The following is a 19,247-nucleotide window of genomic DNA, read 5'->3' on the forward strand; positions in this document are numbered from 1 at the left end:
ATTCCCACGCAGAGCATGGGAACGATCATGCTGAGAAGTCTATCGCTGCGCGAACTATTAGTTTAGAAAAATCTGAACTAAGTATTTGCCCGTAGCGATTCTTCCCGGCCACTACATTTCGCAGAATCGGCTCCTAACGGTGCCTGTGTCCGTCCGGACCTGTGCAACCCACATAAATAAAACAACGACGATGAGGCCCTACCCGTGGACAAGATTCTTCACCAACCACTGGGCGGCAATGAAATGCCGCGCTTCGGCGGCATCGCCACCATGATGCGACTCCCCCATTTAGATACCGCTGCCGGCCTGGACGCTGCCTTCATTGGCGTGCCACTGGACATCGGCACCTCGCTGCGCCCCGGTACCCGTTTCGGACCTCGCGAAATCCGCGCTGAATCGGTGATGATCCGCCCGTACAACATGGCGACCGGCGCTGCTCCGTTCGATTCGCTGTCGGTGGCTGACATCGGCGACGTGGCGATCAATACGTTCAACCTGCTGGACGCGGTACGGATCATCGAAGAGTCCTACCACAAAATCCTCGAACACGATGTGATCCCCCTGACTCTCGGCGGCGACCACACCATTACCCTGCCGATCCTGCGCGCCATCCATAAAAAGCACGGCAAGATCGGCTTGGTGCACATTGATGCGCACGCTGATGTGAACGATCACATGTTTGGCGAGAAAATCGCCCACGGCACCACCTTCCGCCGCGCCGTCGAAGAAGGCCTGCTGGATTGCGACCGCGTGGTGCAAATCGGCCTGCGCGCTCAGGGCTACACCGCTGACGACTTCAACTGGAGCCGTAATCAGGGCTTCCGTGTCGTTCAGGCCGAAGAGTGCTGGCACAAATCCCTGGCCCCGTTGATGGCCGAAGTTCGCGAGAAAGTCGGTGGTGGTCCGGTGTACCTGAGTTTCGACATCGACGGCATTGACCCGGCCTGGGCGCCTGGCACCGGCACCCCGGAAATCGGCGGTCTGACGACCATTCAAGCAATTGAAATCGTTCGCGGCTGCCAAGGCCTCGACCTGGTCGGTTGCGATCTGGTAGAAGTCTCGCCCGCTTACGACACCACCGGCAACACCTCGCTGCTGGCCGCCAACCTGCTGTACGAAATGCTCTGCGTACTGCCGGGTGTGGTCCACCGCTGAGGATGGATTCACTCGCTAAACCGGCGTAGCGACAAGCCACCTGATTCAACGCAATACCTGTGGTCAACACACTACCTGTGGGAGCGGGCTTGCCCGCGATGAACGATAACGCGGTCTGCCTGACAGATCGCGGCGCTCCCATCGCGGGCAAGCCACGCTCTCACAGCGATTGATTTTCGCCTCACCATAAAAAAAACAATTGGAGACACGCCGTCATGGCTTTGGATTTATTCGTCGTACTCATCTACGCCGCCGCGATGCTGATACTCGGCTACTACGGCATGCGCAAGGCCAAGACCAACGAAGACTTTTTGGTCGCCGGTCGTAACCTCGGTCCGAGCCTGTACATGGGCACCATGGCCGCCACCGTGCTGGGCGGCGCGTCCACCGTCGGCACCGTACGCCTGGGCTACGTCCATGGCATTTCCGGTTTCTGGCTCTGCGCGGCCCTCGGCTGCGGGATCGTGGCGCTGAACCTGCTCCTCGCCAAACCGCTGCTGAAACTGAAGATCTATACCGTTACCCAAGTGCTGGAAAAACGCTACAACCCGATGGCCCGCTCCGCGAGCGCGGCGATCATGCTGGCGTATGCGCTGATGATCGGCGTGACCTCGATCCTGGCCATCGGCACCGTACTGCAAGTGCTGTTCGACCTGCCGTTCTGGGTCTCGGTATTGGTCGGCGGCGGTGTGGTGGTGATTTACTCCGCGATCGGCGGCATGTGGTCCCTGACCCTGACCGACATCGTCCAGTTCGTGATCAAGACCGTCGGCCTGATGTTCATCCTGTTGCCCATCTGCCTGTACCGCGTCGGCGGCTGGGATGAGTTGGTGTTGAAACTGCCGGCAACCGCCTTCAGCTTCACCACGATTGGCTGGGACACCATCATCACCTACTTCATGATCTACTTCTTCGGGATCCTGATCGGCCAGGACATCTGGCAGCGTGTGTTCACCGTCAAGACCGCCAAAGTGGCACAGGTCGCCGGTACGTTCGCAGGCTTCTACTGCATCCTCTACGGACTGGCCTGCGCCCTGATCGGCATGGCCGCTCACGTGCTGATCCCGGACCTGGACAACGTCAACAACGCCTTCGCCGCCATCGTCAAACTGTCCCTGCCGGACGGTATTCGTGGCCTGGTGATCGCCGCTGCCCTGGCCGCCATGATGTCCACCGCCAGTGCAGGCCTGCTCGCCGCTGCCACCACCCTGACCGAAGATATGCTGCCGAAACTGCGTGGTGGTAAACAGTCGAGCCTGCGCGTCAACCGCCTGTTCACCCTGTTGACCGGCATCGTCGTACTGGGCATCGCTCTGGTCGTGAATGACGTGATCAGCGCCCTGACCCTGGCGTACAACCTGCTGGTGGGCGGCATGCTGATCCCGCTGATGGGGGCGATTTTCTGGAAACGCGCCACCACCGCCGGCGCGATCACCAGCATGAGCATGGGCTTTGCCACTGCGCTGGTGTTCATGTTCAAGGACGGTCTGGATGCCAATACCCCTATCTATTACAGCCTCGGTGTCGGTCTGCTGAGCTTCGTGCTGGTCAGCCTGATGTCCCGTCGCCCGGCAGCCCAGGCCAGCGCCGCCTAAGCTCAACATAACAACTGGTGCTTTCTTCGGCGGGTGTGGCACGGGCGCGTCCTCCCTTATTTCATGCGCCGCGTTGAAACAAGGGAGGACACGCCCACTTGCCACACCCGTTTTTTTCGTCTGGAGAAAAGTGTTTATGAAGATTGTCAGCCGCGATCTGTGGTTCGCGGTGAAACAGCTCAGCGACGGCATTCGCCTGATTCACGAGCCCTACATCCGGCCTTTCTATCGCTGCAACCTCTGGCACATACAGGGTCGCGACAAGGATTTGCTGTTGGACAGTGGTTCCGGGCTGGTCAGCCTGCGCGAGCAATTGCCATGGATCACCGAACGGCCGCTGATGGCGGTGGCGAGTCATTGCCATTTCGACCACATCGCCGGGCATCACGAATTCCCTGAACGACTGGTGCACCCCGCTGAGGCGGACATCCTCGCCGCACCGGACGGCAACAACGATTTGAGCAAAGCCTTTGTCGGTGACGACATGTTCGAGGCTCATCCTGACTGCCCGTTGTGCTACGCCGAATACCGGGTCAAGGCAGCGCCCGCCACGGGCATGATTGAAGAAGGCGATGTGCTGGACCTGGGCGACCGCGTACTGCAAGTGTTGCACACACCGGGGCATTCACCGGGAGGCATCAGCCTATACGAAGCGGCGACCGAGACGCTGTTCAGTGGCGACATCATCTACGACGGCCCGCTGGTCGAAGACGCCTATCACTCCAACCTCGACGACTACGCCCGCAACCTGCAACGCCTGCGCGAGTTGCCTGTGCACACGGTGCATGGCGGGCATTTCGGCAGTTTTTCGGGGGAGCATTTGCGCACGATGATTGACGAGTGGCAGCGCTCACACGGCTGAGGCCTGCTGTACTCAATCGCAGGGACAACCAGTCGCCCTCGAAGAACAACCATGAAAAGAGCCGCCGTTCGCCTCACCGTCCACCAGTTCATCAGTCGCGTGCTGGACGGTCGGGATGACTTCAGCGACGACGCCAGCCTGGCGGAGTTGGGATTGGATAAAGAAGACATCGAAGAGCTGATCTTCCATCTGGAGGATGAGCTGGGGGTGACGGCGTTTACGGCGGAGGAAGACCGGCTGCTCAAGACCGCCAGGACGGCGAATGATTTGAGCCGGTTTTTGATTGAGATCGGGCGGCACTGAATATGCCCGATCTCTGGCATCTGCCTGATCTGTAGCAGCTGCCGAGCACTGCGAGGCTGCGTTCGGGGCCGTCCACATTATTCGGACGGAGCCGTCGGTGACATCAGATTTTGCCGTGTGTCAGGTAGACGCAGCATGTAGGGATTTACGGCTGCTGTGCAGCCGAACGCTGCCTCGCGGTGCTCGACAGCTGCTAGATGTGCTACATGCGGCGCGACTACCGGCGGCGTTGCTGGCGTCGGCGCTGCTCCTCGTCCGTACGAATAGGCACAGGTTGCAGAGGCGGTTCGATCAAACCGAGTGCAACACCCAGATCGTGCAGCCAGTTTTGGATTTTCTCTTTCATGGTGCCCCCTTCAGGGTAGTGCCGGGCGACCGGAATTCTGAGGTCGCTTCGCACTGATAATAGTCCGAAGTCCTACGTAATGCTCATCAAAAGACGCAATGATCTGTTACTGAATTGAACAAAATGCCTGACCGGTCGTTCAAGCAATCGCCCGGGCCTGAACCGGTGCCGTCGGATAGACCGTCTGCTGCTGCTCGATCCACGCGTTCAAGTTGGCCCCGATCATGCCCTTGCGCCACATCAGCCACGTCGTCGCACTGTCAAATGGTTCCGCCAAAGGGTGCACCGCCACGTTCTCGCGGCCCGGCAGACTGGCAAGCATTGACTCCGACATCAGCGCCACGCCCGAGCCTGCAATCACACAGGCGAGCATGCCCGGATAGGATTCGATCTCCATCGCCCGGCCCATCGCAGCATGGTCATGCGCGAACCAGGCCCCCAGGCGCATCCGGTAGGAACAACCCTGGAGAAAGGTAAACACCGATCGCCCTTCTACATCCAGCGCACTGCGCACTGGCGGGTGATCGGCCTCAGTGATCAGCACCAGCCGTTCGTCGCACAACGGCACGCCGTCCAGCCCCGCGAACTCCAGCGGGCCGTCCACCAGCGCCGCATCCAGTCGACCGCTGAGCAGGCCTTCAAGCAGTTCGCCGCTGGGCCCCGATTGCACTTGCAGGTTTACCGCCGGGTAACGGCGGTGATACCCCGGGCCCCATTGCCGTCACGTCGGATCATCAGGGCATCGTTCGATTGAGTGTGATCTATGGCTTGTACGGTCTGGGTTACATCATCCCCGCCACGTTTCTCTCGCAAAAGGCCAACGCGCAGTTTCACGGGCAATGGCTGGCCACCCTGAGCAGCCATTTCAGTGGCGGCTTGCAGCCCGCCTTGATCGTTGCCGGCAGCGGATTGCTTATCGCCGGGAGCTTGTTGCTGCGTCCGGTCAGGACTGCCCGAGGGCTTTGCGCAAACGACGGCGCACCCACTGTTCAGCGCTGACGAACGTGATGCCGAGCAGCACCAGCACGGCGCCGATAACAAAGTTGAGGCTCAGTTCTTCACCCAGCAACACCACCCCGAACGTGACGCCGAACAGTGGCGTCATGAACGAGAACACCGCCAGGTTCGCCGCCAGATAACGGCGCAATAGCCAGAACCAGGTCAGGTAACTGAAGAACGACACCACCAACCCCTGGAATAGCACGCTGGTCACTGCCACTGCGGTCAGGCTGACGTGAGTGATCTGGCCGCTGAGTATTGCGATCAGCACCAGGCCAACAAAGCCGACGATCAGTTGATAAAACAGCGTGAGCGTCACCGGCGCTTCCGACAGCCGCGAGGCGCGCACCACCACCGTGGTTGCGCCCCAGGCAGCGCCGGCCAGTACGCCCAGCGCATCGCCCAGCAACATGCGCTGATCGAGATTGTCCCAGGACACGCCACCGGCAAACGCGATGGCGATCCCGACGAAAGCGAGAAATATCCCCAGCCACTGCAAAGGCCTTAAGCGCTCACTCGGCAGCAACCAATGCACGCCCAACGCGGTAAAAATCGGTGCGGTGTAAAGGAACACCGACATGTGCGCCGCCGTGGTCAGTTGCAAGCCTTCGGAGATAAAGAAAAACTCCAGACCAAACAGCGCACCGGCCAGCAAGCCGCCGCGCCACGTGGCGCCGACCTGATCCCAGCCGCCTTTCCAGCAGATCAGCAATCCTACGAGCAATGCGGAAATGCCCGACCGCCCCACCGCCTGCATGACCGGCGCGATGTCGGGCGCCGCCCACTTGATGATCACCTGCTGCACGCCCCAGATCAGGCATAGCCCAATCATCACTTGCAGGGCAAATCCGTCGGCGCTACGCCGGCTGGCGCTCACCGTGACACCTCGACAACACAATCCATGGCAGAAACTCGGCAGAATAAAAACAAAACGCAACAATCCGTAGCTGCTGGCGAAGCCTGCCTCCGTCTCTGCAGCTGTCGAGCCCCAGCGAGGCTGCGTCCGGCTGCGCAGCAGTCGTAAAAAACATGCAACGCGGTGTTTCAGAAAGTCCGCGTGTACTGGGTTTAAGACTACTTCGCAGCCGGACGCAGCCTCGCTGGGGCTCGACAGCTGCTACAGCGCGTGCGTTGGCTTGAATGACCGGTTGCGAAGTCAGCTTAGTTCGATGCGATCCGCGTGAATGACGATCTGGCCATTCTTGTACAGCGCGCCAATAGCCTTCTTGAAGTTGCCCTTGCTGACGCCAAACATGCTGGTGATCACTGTCGGGTCGCTCTTGTCGCTGACCGGCAGGCTGCCGTTGTTTTCACGCAACTTGGCCAGGATCTTCGAGTTGAGGCTGGTGGCGGCTTCTTCGCCTACGGGTTGCAGGCTCAGGCTGATCTTGCCGTCGGTGCGGACTTCTTTGATAAAGCCCTTCTCTTCTTTGCCGGCACGCATGAACTTGAAGATTTCGTTCTTGTGGATCAGGCCCCAGTGCTTGTTGTTGACGATGGCCTTGAAGCCCATGTCGGTCGCTTCGGCTACCAGCAAATCCACTTCCTGGCCAGGGGTGTAGCTGGCCGGGGTCTTGTCCAGGTAGCGATCCAGGCGCGCGGTCGCGGTGATACGACGGGTATGCTTGTCGAGGTAGACATGCACGACCACATACTCACCGGCGGTCATCTGGCGTTTTTCTTCGGAGTACGGCAGCAGCAGGTCCTTCGGCAGACCCCAGTCCAGGAACACGCCGATGCTGTTGACTTCAACAACTTTCAAACTGGCGAATTCACCGACCTGAACTTTCGGCTTTTCGGTAGTTGCGATGAGTTTGTCATCGCTGTCCAGATAAATAAAAACGTTGAGCCAGTCTTCATCTTCGCTGGGAATATCTTTGGGGATATAACGATTAGGCAACAGGATTTCGCCATCCGCCCCACCGTCCAGATATAAACCGAAGTTAGTGTGTTTAACCACTTGCAAACTGTTGTAACGCCCGACTAAAGCCATTTCAAATACCCTCATTACGTGGGCGCATTCTACCCGGTTTTGCGGGCAACGTTCGCTGGCCGGCCCGGTGGTGAAAGAAAATACTCTGCAAGCCCTGATTTTCCTGGGGATCGGCTCCGGGGACCTCGCCACTCGTCAGCCCGACGTGGTGAATTCTTCACCTGCCAGCCCATTCATGAGCGGGCTCTTTTCATCAACGTTCTTAGTTAAAACAGCGGGTTAGATACATATTTCAGACAATGATCCGAGATAAATCCCAGCCCGGCGACGTGTGTTTTGAGGGGATATTAGCCAAGCAATTGTCAAGTATTTCCTGTACGATGCCTGGCCAAGTTAATTTTCTACAGGTTAATGGCCGCCATGCGTGTAAAAGCATCCAACAGCAAAGCAAAGCCAGCTCCAGCCGTTGAAACCAGCGAATCGATCAACAACCAGATCGCTGCGTTCCTCAAGTCCGGTGGTGAAATCCAGCAAATTGCCAAAGGCGTCAGCGGCCAGACGTTCGGCCCGTCCAAGCAGATCACTTTGGGCAAGAAGTAACATCCCCCGAAGATCCGCCGCGTCAACTGGTCCATAAGCGCTTTGAGCTTCGAAGCGCTTGGACTGGAACCCTCCCGCAACACCCCGACAAACTCATCAATCATTCAAAAATCGACGAACGGCCTTCGCTGCCGAGCATTCGCCGGTATGCTTGCACACGTCTAGAACAAGCGTTTCAGCAGGTTTTTCGTTCCTGCTCCTCGCTGTCAATGGAGTGACGCATGCTCAAGCCCTTTCTCATAGTGCTCTGCACATTGCTGGCATGTCCGGTCGCCAACGCGCAAATTTTCCAGCGCGAACTGGGCGACTTCGACCTCAAGCTTGGCACTACAGCCAGTCGCAGCATGGCCCAAGGGCTGGTCAAGCCTTCCAGTTCCGGTTCTTTCCATGGTGGCCTCGACCTGACCCACGACAGTGGCTTCTACGTGGGCCAATGGGCTCCCAGCATGGGGTTGAGTCCGGGCAAGAATCTTGAAGTGGATTCCTACGTGGGATTTAAACAACCTTTCGATCAAACCCTCGGGTACGAAGTAGGCATGATCCACTACAGCTATCCGAAAGTGGACACCCTCGACAGCCAGGAACTATTCGGCGGCCTGACCCTGCTCGGCAGCCGTTTTGGCGCCGCCGTCAGCAACGACCCGGACAAACTGAACCGGACACTGTTTGCCAACCTCAGTGGCAATCAACCGTTCGGTATCGGGATCAGCATGAAGTACACCACCCACCAGCTCTACACACCGGTATCGGTAGACGATGGGTATATCGGCAGTTTTACCGATTGGTCGGTGCAACTTTCCCGGCCATTCATGGGCATCGATCTGGACCTGATCTACAGTGATTCAAGTCTCAGTGGCAATAATTGCTCGGCCTATTCCGGTCACAACAGCCAATGCGACGGGCTGGTCACGCTCAAGGCTGAACACACGTTTTATTGAACAGCTGAACTGCCGGGTTCATCCTGCGTTCACATGAGAACCTACGCTTAGCAAGGATCTGCCCATGTCGCGCTGGTTAATTCGTTTCGCCGCTCTGATAATCCTGAGCCTCGCCCTCGGCGCGTGCAGCCGAGTGGGCCTGGCCTACCGCAACCTCGACGTGATCATTCCGTGGACGCTCAACGACTATCTGGACATGAGCGGCGAGCAGAAAGGCTGGTTCAACGAACGTCTCAAGGAACATCTGGACTGGCATTGCACCACGCAATTGCCGGTCTACCTGGACTGGCTCGACCGCTTGCAAACCATGGTCGAAACCAACCAGGTGACCGATGCCGCGTTACAAGCCCGCACACGGGAAGCCAAAGCCGCCATCGCCCAGACCGCCCGGGAAATCACCCCGTCGGCCGTCGAGTTGTTGCAGGGGCTGGATGACAAGCAAGTCGCGGAAATGAATGATGCCTTCGCCAAGGACCTGCGAAAACGGCAGGCGGAATACCTCAAACCGTCCCTCGATCAGCAGATCAAACAGCGCGCCGAACGCATGGATAAACGTCTGGTTGACTGGCTGGGCCCGCTGAGCCCCGCCCAGCAACAACGGGTGGTCACCTGGTCAAAGGCCTTGGGTGATCAGAACACGCAATGGATCGCCAACCGCGCGCACTGGCAGACGCAATTCAGCGCGGCCGTTGCCCAGCGTCATAGTCCGGATTTCCCACGGCGAATCGAGACACTTCTGGTTAATCGCGAGAGTTTGTGGACACTGGCCTATCGCCAGGCCTACGCCAACACCGAGGCTCAGGCTCGCAGTTTGATCGTGGACCTGATGGCCGAAAGTACGCCGGCCCAGCGTCAGCAGTTGTTAAAGAAAATCGAAGGGGTGCGCAAAGACTTCAACGAGCTGAAGTGCCTGAAGTCAGCCAAATAAAGCTAATCCCTAACACATCTCCCTGTGGGAGCGGGCTTGCTCGCGAAGGCGGAGTGTCAGACAACGATGATGTTGACTGACACTCCACCTTCGCGGGCAAGCCCGCTCCCACATTGGTTTGGGGTGTACTTCAGGCAATCTGCGCTCTCGACGCCACTTCATCAAACGTCACTTCATCCAGCGCATCCTCCTGCTCATCCAGCACCTGCCGCGGATGATCATTACCAGGAATGCTGCTGTCGATCAGGCTCAATAAACTGGAGCCGCGCAGTGTCAAAATGTAATTCGAACCGGTGCCCCCCTGCTCCTCGGGCCGAGGCTCAATGTAGCCTCGCTGCAGCAGCAACTTTTCGTACTCGCCGGCCACTGCTTTCAGGTGATCGAGGTTTTCCGTCTGCTCACCTTCCGCTGTTTTTTCCGCCACGTACTGCTCGGCATAGGGCCGTGGCGTGAAGCTGCTGGCACCGTTTTGTACTTCGTGCAGCAAGCGTTCAATCAAATCCCAGTTATAAGTCGTCATCCTGATTCAGCCTCCAGACCGCGTGATTGAGAGAGCCTTCTCAGGTTGTGACCGAAACCGGGCGCAGCCGTTCAGCCGTGGTTTTGGACACCACCGACCGGCGGTATGTCGAATCTGGCGCAGGCCAAACGACTAGGCTGTGTAAGTCATCTCCCAGCCTCCCGCAGGAGCAATGCCAATGAACATTCAGAATCATCCCGTGGTGTCCCGCGAAGATTGGCTCGCCGCGCGCAAGCAACATCTGGCTCACGAAAAGGCATTCACCAAGGAACGAGACAAACTCAGCGCCGAACGCCGCGCCCTGCCCTGGGTGAAAATCGACAAGGACTACCACTTTCAAGGTCCCCACGGCGAACTGAAACTCGCCGACCTGTTTGGCGGCCGCAGCCAATTGGTCATCTACCACTTCATGTTCGCCGAAGGATGGGACGAAGGCTGCCCGGGCTGCTCGTTCCTCTCTGATCACATCGACGGCGCCAACCAACACCTGGCGAACCATGACATCGCCGTCGTGGCGGTTTCCCACGCACCGTTCGCCGAATTCCAGGCCTTCAAGCGGCGCATGGGCTGGAAGTTCGACTGGTTTTCATCAGAAGGCTGCGACTTTAACTACGACTTTGGCGTGACAGCCCGAGCCGAAGACGTCGCCGCTGGCAAAGCCACTTACAACTACGAAAAAACCGACGGCGCCGAAGAGGAACTCCCCGGCCTCAGCGTGTTTTATCGCAACGAAGCCGGCGACATCTTCCATACCTATTCCACCTATGCACGAGGCCTGGACATGCTGGTCGGCGCCTACAACTATCTCGACCTCACGCCCAAGGGTCGCAATGAGGAGGAAATCATGGAGTGGGTAAGGCATCACGATCGTTATGAAGAGAAAGCTGCGGCCAGTTGCTGCCATGGGGGGTAGCCTTCAGAGACCGAGTCGCGGCCATCGCAGGTAAGCCAGCTCCCACATTGGATCTGTGTCGAATACATAATTTCCAAATACCACACACCCAATGTGGGAGCGAACGTCCTCCGTCCAACCCCACTGAACTTTTTCTGCGCTTCAACCCTCAACCGGTTAACCCGCCTTAACCGGAACTGAGGCTCACCTATGAAAACCTTGCTAAAGATCACCCTCGCCGCCACCCTCGCCTGCGCCCTCCCCGTTTGGGCCTGCACCCCCGAGGAAGCCACCGCCAAGCGCGAGCAATTGGCTCAGGAGGTGGCCAGGCTCACCGAGCAGAATCCGGCCAAAGCCAAAGAGATCAACGCCGAGTTGCAAAAGATGGATCTGGGCACGGCCAGCAAGGACTTGCCGGACAAGTGCCAGTTGATCGATCAGCGGTTGAAAGAGTTGGGGGCGGCGGACAAGAAAGCCGAAAGCTGACCGCAAATCCCGCACATAAAAAAACCGGACATCCGTCCGGTTTTTTTGGGGTCACGACAACGGCTTATTCAGCCGCCGGCGCTTCCGGCTTGCGACGCTTGAGCGGCGCCATGCCGTCTTTGCTGACCAGCGACAGGGCGTCGGTCTTCGGGCGGTTGGCGATTTTGCGTTTGGTCGGTGCCTTGGCGCCGGTTTTCTTCTTGTCGCCTTTGGCGTCGACCTTTTTCTTCTTCACGCCAACGGCTTTACCCGAGGCCTTGACCTTTTTCGGTCCGCCGTAGGTGCCTTTGACTTCCTTGATGGTACGGCGCTCGAAGCTCTGCTTGAGGTAGCGCTCGATGCTCGACATCAGGTTCCAGTCGCCGTGGCAGATCAGCGAGATGGCCAGGCCTTCGTTACCGGCGCGGCCGGTGCGACCGATACGGTGAACGTATTCGTCGCCGCTGCGTGGCATGTCGAAGTTGATCACCAGGTCCAGGCCATCCACGTCCAGGCCGCGTGCGGCGACGTCGGTGGCGACGAGGATTTTCACGCCGCCCTGCTTCAGGCGGTCGATGGCCAGCTTGCGGTCTTTCTGGTCTTTGTCGCCGTGCAGCACGAATGCTTTGTATTCCTGCGCCACCAGGCGACCGTAGATGCGGTCGGCCATGGCCCGGGTGTTGGTGAAAACGATGGCCTTCTGATAGGTCTCGTTGGCCAGCAACCAGTTGAGGATCTGCTCTTTGTGCACGTTGTGGTCAGCGGTGATGATCTGCTGACGGGTGGTCGCGTTCAGGTCACTGACGTTGTTGACCTGCAGGTGCTCAGGGTTGTTCAACACCTTGGCCACCATGTCGCGCAGACCCGAACCACCGGTGGTGGCAGAGAACAGCATGGTCTGCTGGCGGTTGGTGCATTCAGCCACCAGACGCTGTACGTCGTCGGCAAAGCCCATGTCGAGCATGCGGTCGGCTTCGTCGAGCACCAGCACTTCAACTTCTTTCAAGTCGAGGTTGCCAGCGTTCAGTTGCTCGATCATCCGCCCCGGCGTGCCGATCAGGATGTCCGGCACCTTGCGCAGCATGGCGGCCTGGACCTTGAAGTCTTCACCGCCAGTGATCAGACCAGACTTGATGAAAGTGAACTGCGCGAAGCGCTCGACTTCCTTGATGGTCTGCTGAGCCAGCTCGCGGGTCGGCAGCAGGATCAGGGTCTTGATGCTGACGCGGACTTTCGCCGGGCCGATCAGACGGTGGAGGATCGGCAAAACGAAAGCAGCGGTTTTGCCGCTACCGGTTTGCGCTGTCACCCGCAGGTCACGCCCTTGGAGCGCCAGCGGAATAGCCGCTGCTTGCACTGGCGTTGGCTCGACAAATTTAAGCTCGGCCACGGCTTTGAGCAGGCGTTCGTGCAGGGCGAATTGGGAAAACACGGGTGCTACCTCGAAGAAATACAAAAAAACAGCTGCATAGGGTAACGGTTTCGAGCGCTCAGGCCGAGTTTCTTTACGAAAACGACGATAAACAGTGGCTTTTTGTTGCCTGATTTGTCTTCAAACGTCATCCAAACCGACTTAAATGCTCTAATCGCTCGATCGCGTCCTTCAGGAGAATCGTTTTAGCCCATGGATATCAAACAGCTCTGGCTCAACATTCAAGACCTCTGGGGCACCCTCGATCAGAATCCGCTCCTGCATTCAAGCCTGGCGCTGATGCTGTTGCTGGTGATTGCGCTGGTCCTCGGACGAGTGGCGCGTTACCTCATGCTTCACGCGACCAAAATGCTCGGCCGCCAACCGGCCCTGCACTGGATCAATGATTTTCGGCACAACAAGGTCTTCCATCGCCTGGCGCAGATGACGCCCTCGCTGGTGATCCAGTTCGGCTTGCGCCTGGTGCCGGAGCTGAGCAAGACCAGCCTGAACTTCCTCGGCAATGTGGCGCTGGCGTTCACCATCCTGTTCCTGCTGCTGGCGTTCAGCGCCCTGCTCAGCGCCTTGCTGGACATCTATGCCCGTACCGAACACGCCCGCACCCGCTCGATCAAAGGCTACGTGCAACTGACGAAATTGGTCTTGTATGTGCTGGGGGCGATCATCATCGTCGCCACCCTGATCGACCGCTCGCCACTGTTGCTGCTGTCGGGTCTGGGCGCCATGTCGGCGGTGATCATATTGGTCTACAAAGACACCCTGCTGTCGTTCGTTGCCAGCGTGCAACTGACCAGTAACGACATGCTGCGGGTGGGCGACTGGATCGAAGTGCCGCAAGTCGGCGCTGACGGTGATGTGGTCGACATCACGCTGCATACGGTGAAAGGATTCGATAAAACCATCGTCTCGATCCCGACCTGGCGTTTGATGTCCGAGTCGTTCAAGAACTGGCGCGGCATGCAGCAATCCGGCGGTAGACGGATCAAGCGTAGCCTGTTCATCGACGCCAGCGGCGTGCGTTTTATCCGTGATGACGAAGAGCAGAAGTTGTCGCAGGTGCATCTGCTGACCGATTACATCGGTCGCAAGCAGGCCGAACTCAAAGCCTGGAACGAAGCGCAGGGCAATGTGGCGGCCATGTCGGCCAACCGTCGGCGTATGACCAACATCGGCACCTTCCGCGCCTATGCATTGGCGTATTTGAAGAGTCACCCTGAGATTCAACCCGGCATGACCTGCATGGTCCGCCAGATGCAGACCACCGCGCAGGGCATTCCGCTGGAAATCTACTGCTTCACCAGCACCACGGCGTGGGCGGATTACGAGCGGATTCAGGGGGATATTTTTGATTACTTGCTGGCGGTGCTGCCGGAGTTTGGGTTGAGTCTTTATCAGCAGCCGAGTGGTGGGGATTTGCGGGCCGGGTTGTTGCCGGCGATGCTCGGCGCAAGCCACATTCCCGAAGCCGAAAAACACATCATGTAGCACCACTAAAACCTTGTGGGAGCGAGCCTGCTCGCGATAGCGGTCTGACAGTCACATTCATATCGACTGACACTCCGTCATCGCGAGCAGGCTCGCTCCTACAGGGGTTTGCATCGTTTCCGAAATTTGCGCCTTACTTGACCTGCCGCTGAGGCGCCTTGTGCACCATGGTGTAGGCGTAATCCACGCCCATGCCATACGCGCCGCTGTGTTCCAGCACCAACTCCATCACCGCTTCGTAAGTGTCTTTGTGTGCCCAGTCACGTTGGTACTCAAGCAGCACCTGTTGCCAGGTCACCGGCACCGCACCCGCTTGAATCATCCGCTGCACCGACATGTCGTGCGCTTCCTTGGTGGTACCGCCAGAGGCGTCCGTGACGATGTACACCTCGTAACCTTCAGCCAACGCTTCCAGTGCCGGGAAGGTCAGGCAGACCTCGGTCCACAGCGCGGCAATGATCAGTTTTTTGCGGCCGGTGGCTTTCACCGCGTCTACCAGCGCCTTGTCTTCCCACGAGTTCATCGAGGTACGCTCGATCGGCTTTTGCTCCGGGTGAACCGCCAGCAGCTCGGGCCAGATGTAACCGCTGAAGCTTTCGGTTTCCACCGAGGTGTAAATGGTCGGCACGTTGAAAATCTTCGCGGCCTTGGCCAGGCCTACCGTGTTGTTCTTCAGCGTCTGACGGTCGATCGACTGCACGCCGAACGCCATTTGTGGCTGGTGGTCGATCAGGATCAGGGCGGAATTGTTTGGGTTGAGCAGTTCACGGATAGACATGGCGCGTTCCTTTTGATGTCGATTTTCAAAGTGAGTAAGGGGTGAGTCGACGTTGCCTTCAGCGGCGTTGTCGTCGGCTTGGATGTCACTTTAGGGGCTGGCACAAAAAGGGACAATCCTCTAAAATTGAGAATCATTGATTCCAAAAAAGGGACAATCATGGACCGCATCGAATGCATGCGCGCCTTTGTCGTCACGGTCGGCGAAAACGGCTTCGCCGCCGCTGCACGGGCAATGGATGTGCCGCGATCAAAAGTCAGCAAACAGATTCAGGCGCTGGAGGACGCAATTGGCGTGCAGTTGCTGCAGCGCACCACTCGCAGCCTGCACCTGACCGAGGCAGGCGCCGAATACTTCGACGCGGCACGCGAAGTGCTGGCTTCGCTGGACGAAGCCGAACAGCGAGCGCGTGAGGGCATCGGTGAATTGCGCGGGGTGTTGCGAGTCAATGCGCCGATGTCCTTTGGCTTGCGCCGACTGGGGCCATTGATCCCGCTGTTTCATGAACAGCACCCGAACATCGAGCTGCAACTGGTGCTCAGTGACCAACAGGTGGACCCGGTGCGCGGTGGTTTCGACGTGACCATCCGCATCGCCTGCCTGCCGGACTCGACGATGATTGCCCGGCAACTGGCGCCGGCCCCGCGAATTCTGGTGGCGTCCCCGGCCTATCTGGCGCGCGCTGGCACACCGCAAACCCCGCAAGACTTGCGCGCGCATCAGTGCCTCAATTACGGGTACTTGCAAAGCGGCGTCAGCCTGCAACTGTGCAACGGCCAGGAAACCCAGCGGGTCAACGTGACAGGCCCCTTGCATGCCAACAACGGCGACTTGCTCGCTCAGGCCGCCGAAGCTGGCATGGGCATCGCCCTGCTGCCTGACTTCATTGTCGAGGATGCGCTGACGGCAGGCCGCCTGGTGCCATTGATGTGTGAATGGCAGGCGCCCGCGATCACCATTAACGCGGTGTACCCTTCCGCACGTCGGGTCCCGCAGAAGACCCGCACGTTTATTGAGTTTTTGGTGGCGCAGTTGGCAGAGAAATAACGCTCATCCCTTGTAGGAGTCTATTTTCCGAAGAGTCGGCGCACCTGATCCGCATCGGCGCTACCGTTCTGTTCAAGCGCGAGGAAATACTTCAGCTGCCATTGCTGCGTCCTGATCGCCTGTTTTGCGACAGGTCTGGCCCACGGTGGATAAACACGAATCGCACGCTTGCCACCGACACCGTCAATCGACATGACCCCTTTGGCGGCCAGTATCTTTTGATCGAACACAAACTGCCCGCGGTGCGTGTCATCAGCAACACTCACCACCACAAAGGCAATGCCATCGCCGGTGTCGAATGGTGCAATCTCGCTGACCGACGTCGGTCGCTTCCATAGCGTAACGAACTGGCCAATCTTGGTCGGCGTGGTCTTCGCCACACGGAAGACCACCTCATGGTCATCGAGGCCAAGGCGGCAGGCTTCGTACTCGGCACTCTCCGGTTCGCGTTGAGCCTCCTGGGTCAATGTCATGCCTGCTGGTTTGTACACCTGCTCGATGGCGGTGATCAGTTCTTGCGGAAGGTCCGTCATCGTCGTTCCTGCACCGGCTGAATGTCTCGTCTGATGCCCAACCGACTAATCCACACCGCCATCAAAATCACCGACCCACCGAGGAACAATCGCCCCAGTTCCTCATGCTGATTCCAGATCAGCAGATTGATCAGCAAGCCCACGGGCACATGCAGGTTGTTCATCACCGCCAGCGTCCCGCCATTGACCATGCAAGCGCCCTTGTTCCACCAATACAAACCCAGCGCCGTCGAAACCAACCCGAGAAACACCAACACGCCCCATTGCAGCGGCGCTTCGGGCAGGAAGTTCTGTTTGCCGAACAGCAGGAACGCCGGCAAGGCCACCGCCAATGCACCGAGATAGAAGTAGCCGAATCGGCGGTAGTGCGGCAGATCGCTCGGATGGCGCGCCACCAGATGCTTATAAAGCACCTGCCCGGCGGCGTAGGTGAAGTTGGCGAGTTGCAGCAGCAGGAACCCCATGAAGAAATCCGGGTTGATCCGGTCGTAGCGAATCACTGCCGCCCCCATCACCGCCACCACCGCAGCAATCAATGCCCACGGATTGAAACGCCGGTTCAGCGCATCTTCGATCAGGGTCACGTGCAACGGCGTGAGGATGGTGAACAACAAGACTTCCGGCACTGTCAGCACGCGGAAGCTCAGGTACAGGCACACGTACGTCACACCGAACTGCAACGCGCCGATCAGGAGCATGCCGCGCATGAACGCAGGCTCCACCGAACGCCAGCGCGTCAGCGGAATGAACACCAGCCCCGCAAGTACCACACGCACCAGAACCGCAAAGTAACTGTCGACATGACCGGCCAGGTATTCGCCGATCAAACTGAAGGAAAACGCCTGGATCAGCGTGACAAAAAGTAGATAGCCCATGCTCGCCTCGTTTTGAATGGCGGCGACGATAGCGGGTTTTACTTGTAATCGCGAACGCTCAGCCATCACCCGCTCCCACAGGGGGATGTGTATGTCAGCCAAATCCCAGGCAAAAAAAACCCGATCTCGCTAAGCGTTCAATCGGGCAAGAGCACTCAGGAGCAATAAGTGCAAAGGGAGGTTCGATGCGCGTAAAGCCTTGAAGGGGTTGCGCCAGGTCACTTGAACATCAAGGGATTATCTGGCGATTAAAGCCTCATGCCACCTGGGAAAGCTTGGCGTTGGCCTGGTTCAGGCCCTTCTCGTGGAAGTCGCCGCCCAGGTTCATGCCTTCGGCGTGAATAAAGGTTACGTCGTGGATACCGATGAACGCCATGACCTGACGCAAGTACGGTTCCTGGTGATCCGCTGTGCTGCCGGCGTAGATTCCGCCGCGAGCAGTCAGCACGTAGGCACGCTTGCCGCTGAGCAGACCTTGCGGACCCGTGTCGGTGTATTTGAAAGTCACGCCTGCACGCAGCACATGGTCGAGCCAGGCTTTAAGTGTGCTGGGGATAGCGAAGTTGTACATCGGCGCAGCCATGACCAGCACGTCGGCGGCCAGCAATTCGTCGGTCAACTGGTTGGAGCGTTCCAGCGAAGACTCCTCGATGTCGCTGCGCTGCCCGGCAGGTTTCATCCAGCCGCCCAGCAGGTTGATGTCCAGGTGCGGCACCGGGCTGACGGCCAGATCACGAACGGTGATCTGATCGCCTGGATGAGCCGTTTTCCACTGGTTGATGAAGGTCTGGGTCAGTTGACGGGAAACCGAGTCTTGCTGACGGGCGCTGCTTTCGATGATCAGAACGCGTGACATGGGATGTAGGCTCCATCTGAGAATGCTGTAAGGCGATGGAGTGAAGGTTAAACAGAGTCATATCGATGAAAAAGCGCAAATAACTGCTATAACCCATCAATAAATTCGTTTATAAGCTGAGCATACCCGTGTAGGAGCGGGCTTGCCCCAAGGCCGATCAGTTAAGCCATCACACGACCCGTAGCAGCTGGCGAAGCCTGCGTTCGGCTGCGCAGCAGTCGTTAAATCAGGCGATGCTGTGTTTCAGAAAGACCGCCAACACAGGTTTTACGACTGCTGCGCAGCCGAACGCAGGCTTCGCCAGCTGCTACGGACAAAGTTATGGCTTAACTGATCGGCATTAGGGCAAGCCCGCTCCCACAGGTGCTGAAGTCATTTGGGCGTGCACGTTAGCTCGATACGCAACTTGATAATGCCGCGGGTGAACTTGGCGGTGGCATCTTTGTGTTTTCCCGCCGGCACATCGATCTTGCGAGTACGCGGTGCTTCCGGGCCGTTGCTGAAAACCGCTTTGCAGGTCGCATCAACGTCGCCGTAGTTCGCCACCCGGATGGAGCCCATGTCGTTATCCGTGTCATAGGTGGTGTAGTCGATCTTCAAGCCATTGAGTTTTTTCTGCACATCAATCGGATACGCAAACGCCGTCAGCGGCAGCACCGCCAGCAGCACACAAAAAAGTTTTTTCATCCAGCAGTCTCCATAAAG

The 19,247-nt window shown here is 58.3% G+C and carries 21 protein-coding genes and 2 pseudogenes; 12 read left to right on the forward strand and 11 right to left on the reverse strand.

Going from position 1 to position 19,247, the window contains the following annotated elements; all coding sequences use genetic code 11:
• Nucleotides 1-204 precede the first annotated feature (204 nt).
• From speB to J2Y56_RS12075, 4 genes are all read left to right on the forward strand, one after another.
• Nucleotides 205-1,155, forward strand: a complete 951-nt coding sequence (speB, locus tag J2Y56_RS12060) for an agmatinase (RefSeq protein WP_150778981.1) — start codon at nucleotides 205-207, stop codon at nucleotides 1,153-1,155.
• Nucleotides 1,156-1,370: 215 nt separating this feature from the next.
• A complete protein-coding gene (locus tag J2Y56_RS12065) occupies nucleotides 1,371-2,750 on the forward strand; it encodes a sodium:solute symporter (protein ID WP_310350371.1) in 1,380 nt (459 codons plus the stop codon).
• A 136-nt stretch (nucleotides 2,751-2,886) separates the two neighbouring features.
• Nucleotides 2,887-3,612: an MBL fold metallo-hydrolase gene (locus J2Y56_RS12070; RefSeq protein WP_310350374.1), complete on the forward strand. Its 726-nt coding sequence runs from the start codon at nucleotides 2,887-2,889 to the stop codon at nucleotides 3,610-3,612.
• Between the two features lie 51 nt (nucleotides 3,613-3,663).
• Nucleotides 3,664-3,915 carry an acyl carrier protein gene (locus tag J2Y56_RS12075; protein ID WP_150778984.1) on the forward strand — a complete coding sequence of 84 codons (252 nt, stop codon included), beginning with the start codon at nucleotides 3,664-3,666 and terminating at the stop codon, nucleotides 3,913-3,915.
• 217 nt (nucleotides 3,916-4,132) lie between these two features.
• Here J2Y56_RS12075 and J2Y56_RS12080 read toward each other — a convergent pair whose 3' ends face one another.
• Both J2Y56_RS12080 and J2Y56_RS12085 read right to left on the reverse strand, forming a co-directional pair.
• Nucleotides 4,133-4,261: a PA1414 family protein gene (locus J2Y56_RS12080; RefSeq protein WP_310350378.1), complete on the reverse strand. Its 129-nt coding sequence runs from the start codon at nucleotides 4,259-4,261 to the stop codon at nucleotides 4,133-4,135.
• Nucleotides 4,262-4,400: 139 nt separating this feature from the next.
• Nucleotides 4,401-4,964: pseudogene (locus tag J2Y56_RS12085) on the reverse strand (LysR substrate-binding domain-containing protein); the annotation flags it as partial.
• Here J2Y56_RS12085 and J2Y56_RS12090 point away from each other — a divergent pair.
• A pseudogene (locus J2Y56_RS12090) lies at nucleotides 4,940-5,260 on the forward strand (YbfB/YjiJ family MFS transporter); the annotation flags it as partial. The pseudogenes J2Y56_RS12085 and J2Y56_RS12090 sit on opposite strands and share 25 nt — an antisense overlap.
• Here J2Y56_RS12090 and J2Y56_RS12095 read toward each other — a convergent pair.
• Both J2Y56_RS12095 and J2Y56_RS12100 read right to left on the reverse strand, forming a co-directional pair.
• Nucleotides 5,205-6,137: a DMT family transporter gene (locus J2Y56_RS12095; RefSeq protein ID WP_150778985.1), complete on the reverse strand. Its 933-nt coding sequence runs from the start codon at nucleotides 6,135-6,137 to the stop codon at nucleotides 5,205-5,207. The pseudogene J2Y56_RS12090 and the gene J2Y56_RS12095 overlap by 56 nt on opposite strands.
• A 279-nt stretch (nucleotides 6,138-6,416) precedes the next feature.
• Nucleotides 6,417-7,253, reverse strand: coding sequence for a S1 RNA-binding domain-containing protein (locus J2Y56_RS12100; RefSeq protein ID WP_007946006.1), 837 nt, complete (start codon nucleotides 7,251-7,253; stop codon nucleotides 6,417-6,419).
• A 351-nt stretch (nucleotides 7,254-7,604) separates the two neighbouring features.
• Here J2Y56_RS12100 and J2Y56_RS12105 point away from each other — a divergent pair, with 351 nt between their 5' ends.
• From J2Y56_RS12105 to J2Y56_RS12115, 3 genes are all read left to right on the forward strand, one after another.
• Complete coding sequence (locus tag J2Y56_RS12105; RefSeq protein WP_017337097.1) at nucleotides 7,605-7,793, forward strand: hypothetical protein; 189 nt, start codon at nucleotides 7,605-7,607, stop codon at nucleotides 7,791-7,793.
• 221 nt (nucleotides 7,794-8,014) lie between these two features.
• Nucleotides 8,015-8,731, forward strand: coding sequence for a TorF family putative porin (locus J2Y56_RS12110; RefSeq protein ID WP_310335991.1), 717 nt, complete (start codon nucleotides 8,015-8,017; stop codon nucleotides 8,729-8,731).
• A gap of 64 nt (nucleotides 8,732-8,795) precedes the next feature.
• Nucleotides 8,796-9,659, forward strand: coding sequence for a DUF6279 family lipoprotein (locus tag J2Y56_RS12115; protein WP_310350380.1), 864 nt, complete (start codon nucleotides 8,796-8,798; stop codon nucleotides 9,657-9,659).
• A gap of 130 nt (nucleotides 9,660-9,789) precedes the next feature.
• Here J2Y56_RS12115 and J2Y56_RS12120 read toward each other — a convergent pair whose 3' ends face one another.
• On the reverse strand, nucleotides 9,790-10,179 hold the full coding sequence (locus tag J2Y56_RS12120; RefSeq protein WP_007946010.1) for a hypothetical protein: 390 nt from the start codon (nucleotides 10,177-10,179) through the stop codon (nucleotides 9,790-9,792).
• A gap of 178 nt (nucleotides 10,180-10,357) precedes the next feature.
• Between J2Y56_RS12120 and J2Y56_RS12125 the strand changes: the two genes are divergently transcribed.
• Both J2Y56_RS12125 and J2Y56_RS12130 read left to right on the forward strand, forming a co-directional pair.
• On the forward strand, nucleotides 10,358-11,092 hold the full coding sequence (locus J2Y56_RS12125) for a thioredoxin family protein (RefSeq protein ID WP_150778990.1): 735 nt from the start codon (nucleotides 10,358-10,360) through the stop codon (nucleotides 11,090-11,092).
• 189 nt (nucleotides 11,093-11,281) lie between these two features.
• Nucleotides 11,282-11,557 (forward strand): hypothetical protein, encoded by a 276-nt coding sequence (locus tag J2Y56_RS12130; protein ID WP_310335995.1) that lies wholly within the window; start codon nucleotides 11,282-11,284, stop codon nucleotides 11,555-11,557.
• Between the two features lie 64 nt (nucleotides 11,558-11,621).
• Here J2Y56_RS12130 and J2Y56_RS12135 read toward each other — a convergent pair whose 3' ends face one another.
• Nucleotides 11,622-12,968 (reverse strand): DEAD/DEAH box helicase, encoded by a 1,347-nt coding sequence (locus J2Y56_RS12135; protein ID WP_310350384.1) that lies wholly within the window; start codon nucleotides 12,966-12,968, stop codon nucleotides 11,622-11,624.
• A 192-nt stretch (nucleotides 12,969-13,160) separates the two neighbouring features.
• Here J2Y56_RS12135 and J2Y56_RS12140 point away from each other — a divergent pair, with 192 nt between their 5' ends.
• Nucleotides 13,161-14,453: a mechanosensitive ion channel family protein gene (locus tag J2Y56_RS12140; protein WP_310350386.1), complete on the forward strand. Its 1,293-nt coding sequence runs from the start codon at nucleotides 13,161-13,163 to the stop codon at nucleotides 14,451-14,453.
• Nucleotides 14,454-14,586: 133 nt separating this feature from the next.
• Here the strand turns inward: J2Y56_RS12140 and J2Y56_RS12145 are convergent, their stop codons facing one another.
• On the reverse strand, nucleotides 14,587-15,231 hold the full coding sequence (locus tag J2Y56_RS12145; protein WP_007946016.1) for a hydrolase: 645 nt from the start codon (nucleotides 15,229-15,231) through the stop codon (nucleotides 14,587-14,589).
• A 159-nt stretch (nucleotides 15,232-15,390) separates the two neighbouring features.
• Between J2Y56_RS12145 and J2Y56_RS12150 the strand changes: the two genes are divergently transcribed.
• Entirely contained in the window at nucleotides 15,391-16,278 is an 888-nt protein-coding gene (locus tag J2Y56_RS12150) for a LysR substrate-binding domain-containing protein (RefSeq protein ID WP_310350388.1), read from the forward strand.
• Nucleotides 16,279-16,298: 20 nt separating this feature from the next.
• On the opposite strand, the gene J2Y56_RS12155 is transcribed toward J2Y56_RS12150, so the two are convergent.
• From J2Y56_RS12155 to J2Y56_RS12170, 4 genes are all read right to left on the reverse strand, one after another.
• Nucleotides 16,299-16,811 carry a MepB family protein gene (locus J2Y56_RS12155; protein ID WP_310336002.1) on the reverse strand — a complete coding sequence of 171 codons (513 nt, stop codon included), beginning with the start codon at nucleotides 16,809-16,811 and terminating at the stop codon, nucleotides 16,299-16,301.
• Nucleotides 16,808-17,686 carry a carboxylate/amino acid/amine transporter gene (locus J2Y56_RS12160; RefSeq protein WP_310350392.1) on the reverse strand — a complete coding sequence of 293 codons (879 nt, stop codon included), beginning with the start codon at nucleotides 17,684-17,686 and terminating at the stop codon, nucleotides 16,808-16,810. Before J2Y56_RS12160 ends, J2Y56_RS12155 begins: the two co-directional genes overlap by 4 nt.
• A 256-nt stretch (nucleotides 17,687-17,942) precedes the next feature.
• Nucleotides 17,943-18,542: an FMN-dependent NADH-azoreductase gene (locus J2Y56_RS12165; protein ID WP_007946020.1), complete on the reverse strand. Its 600-nt coding sequence runs from the start codon at nucleotides 18,540-18,542 to the stop codon at nucleotides 17,943-17,945.
• A 372-nt stretch (nucleotides 18,543-18,914) separates the two neighbouring features.
• Nucleotides 18,915-19,229, reverse strand: a complete 315-nt coding sequence (locus J2Y56_RS12170) for a hypothetical protein (protein ID WP_007946021.1) — start codon at nucleotides 19,227-19,229, stop codon at nucleotides 18,915-18,917.
• Nucleotides 19,230-19,247 lie beyond the last annotated feature (18 nt).

Source organism: Pseudomonas sp. BE134 (assembly GCF_031456105.1).
In the GTDB taxonomy this organism is placed as follows: domain Bacteria; phylum Pseudomonadota; class Gammaproteobacteria; order Pseudomonadales; family Pseudomonadaceae; genus Aquipseudomonas.

Bases quoted from the DNA above. Each gene is read 5' to 3' on its own strand.
- J2Y56_RS12065 (WP_310350371.1), top strand. From the start codon at position 1,371: ATGGCTTTGGATTTATTCGTCGTACTCATCTACGCCGCCGCGATGCTG.
- J2Y56_RS12070 (WP_310350374.1), top strand. From the start codon at position 2,887: ATGAAGATTGTCAGCCGCGATCTGTGGTTCGCGGTGAAACAGCTCAGC.
- J2Y56_RS12075 (WP_150778984.1), top strand. From the start codon at position 3,664: ATGAAAAGAGCCGCCGTTCGCCTCACCGTCCACCAGTTCATCAGTCGC.
- J2Y56_RS12080 (WP_310350378.1), bottom strand. From the start codon at position 4,261: ATGAAAGAGAAAATCCAAAACTGGCTGCACGATCTGGGTGTTGCACTC.
- J2Y56_RS12100 (WP_007946006.1), bottom strand. From the start codon at position 7,253: ATGGCTTTAGTCGGGCGTTACAACAGTTTGCAAGTGGTTAAACACACT.
- J2Y56_RS12105 (WP_017337097.1), top strand. From the start codon at position 7,605: ATGGCCGCCATGCGTGTAAAAGCATCCAACAGCAAAGCAAAGCCAGCT.
- J2Y56_RS12110 (WP_310335991.1), top strand. From the start codon at position 8,015: ATGCTCAAGCCCTTTCTCATAGTGCTCTGCACATTGCTGGCATGTCCG.
- J2Y56_RS12115 (WP_310350380.1), top strand. From the start codon at position 8,796: ATGTCGCGCTGGTTAATTCGTTTCGCCGCTCTGATAATCCTGAGCCTC.
- J2Y56_RS12120 (WP_007946010.1), bottom strand. From the start codon at position 10,179: ATGACGACTTATAACTGGGATTTGATTGAACGCTTGCTGCACGAAGTA.
- J2Y56_RS12125 (WP_150778990.1), top strand. From the start codon at position 10,358: ATGAACATTCAGAATCATCCCGTGGTGTCCCGCGAAGATTGGCTCGCC.
- J2Y56_RS12130 (WP_310335995.1), top strand. From the start codon at position 11,282: ATGAAAACCTTGCTAAAGATCACCCTCGCCGCCACCCTCGCCTGCGCC.
- J2Y56_RS12140 (WP_310350386.1), top strand. From the start codon at position 13,161: ATGGATATCAAACAGCTCTGGCTCAACATTCAAGACCTCTGGGGCACC.
- J2Y56_RS12145 (WP_007946016.1), bottom strand. From the start codon at position 15,231: ATGTCTATCCGTGAACTGCTCAACCCAAACAATTCCGCCCTGATCCTG.
- J2Y56_RS12150 (WP_310350388.1), top strand. From the start codon at position 15,391: ATGGACCGCATCGAATGCATGCGCGCCTTTGTCGTCACGGTCGGCGAA.
- J2Y56_RS12155 (WP_310336002.1), bottom strand. From the start codon at position 16,811: ATGACGGACCTTCCGCAAGAACTGATCACCGCCATCGAGCAGGTGTAC.
- J2Y56_RS12160 (WP_310350392.1), bottom strand. From the start codon at position 17,686: ATGGGCTATCTACTTTTTGTCACGCTGATCCAGGCGTTTTCCTTCAGT.
- J2Y56_RS12165 (WP_007946020.1), bottom strand. From the start codon at position 18,542: ATGTCACGCGTTCTGATCATCGAAAGCAGCGCCCGTCAGCAAGACTCG.
- J2Y56_RS12170 (WP_007946021.1), bottom strand. From the start codon at position 19,229: ATGAAAAAACTTTTTTGTGTGCTGCTGGCGGTGCTGCCGCTGACGGCG.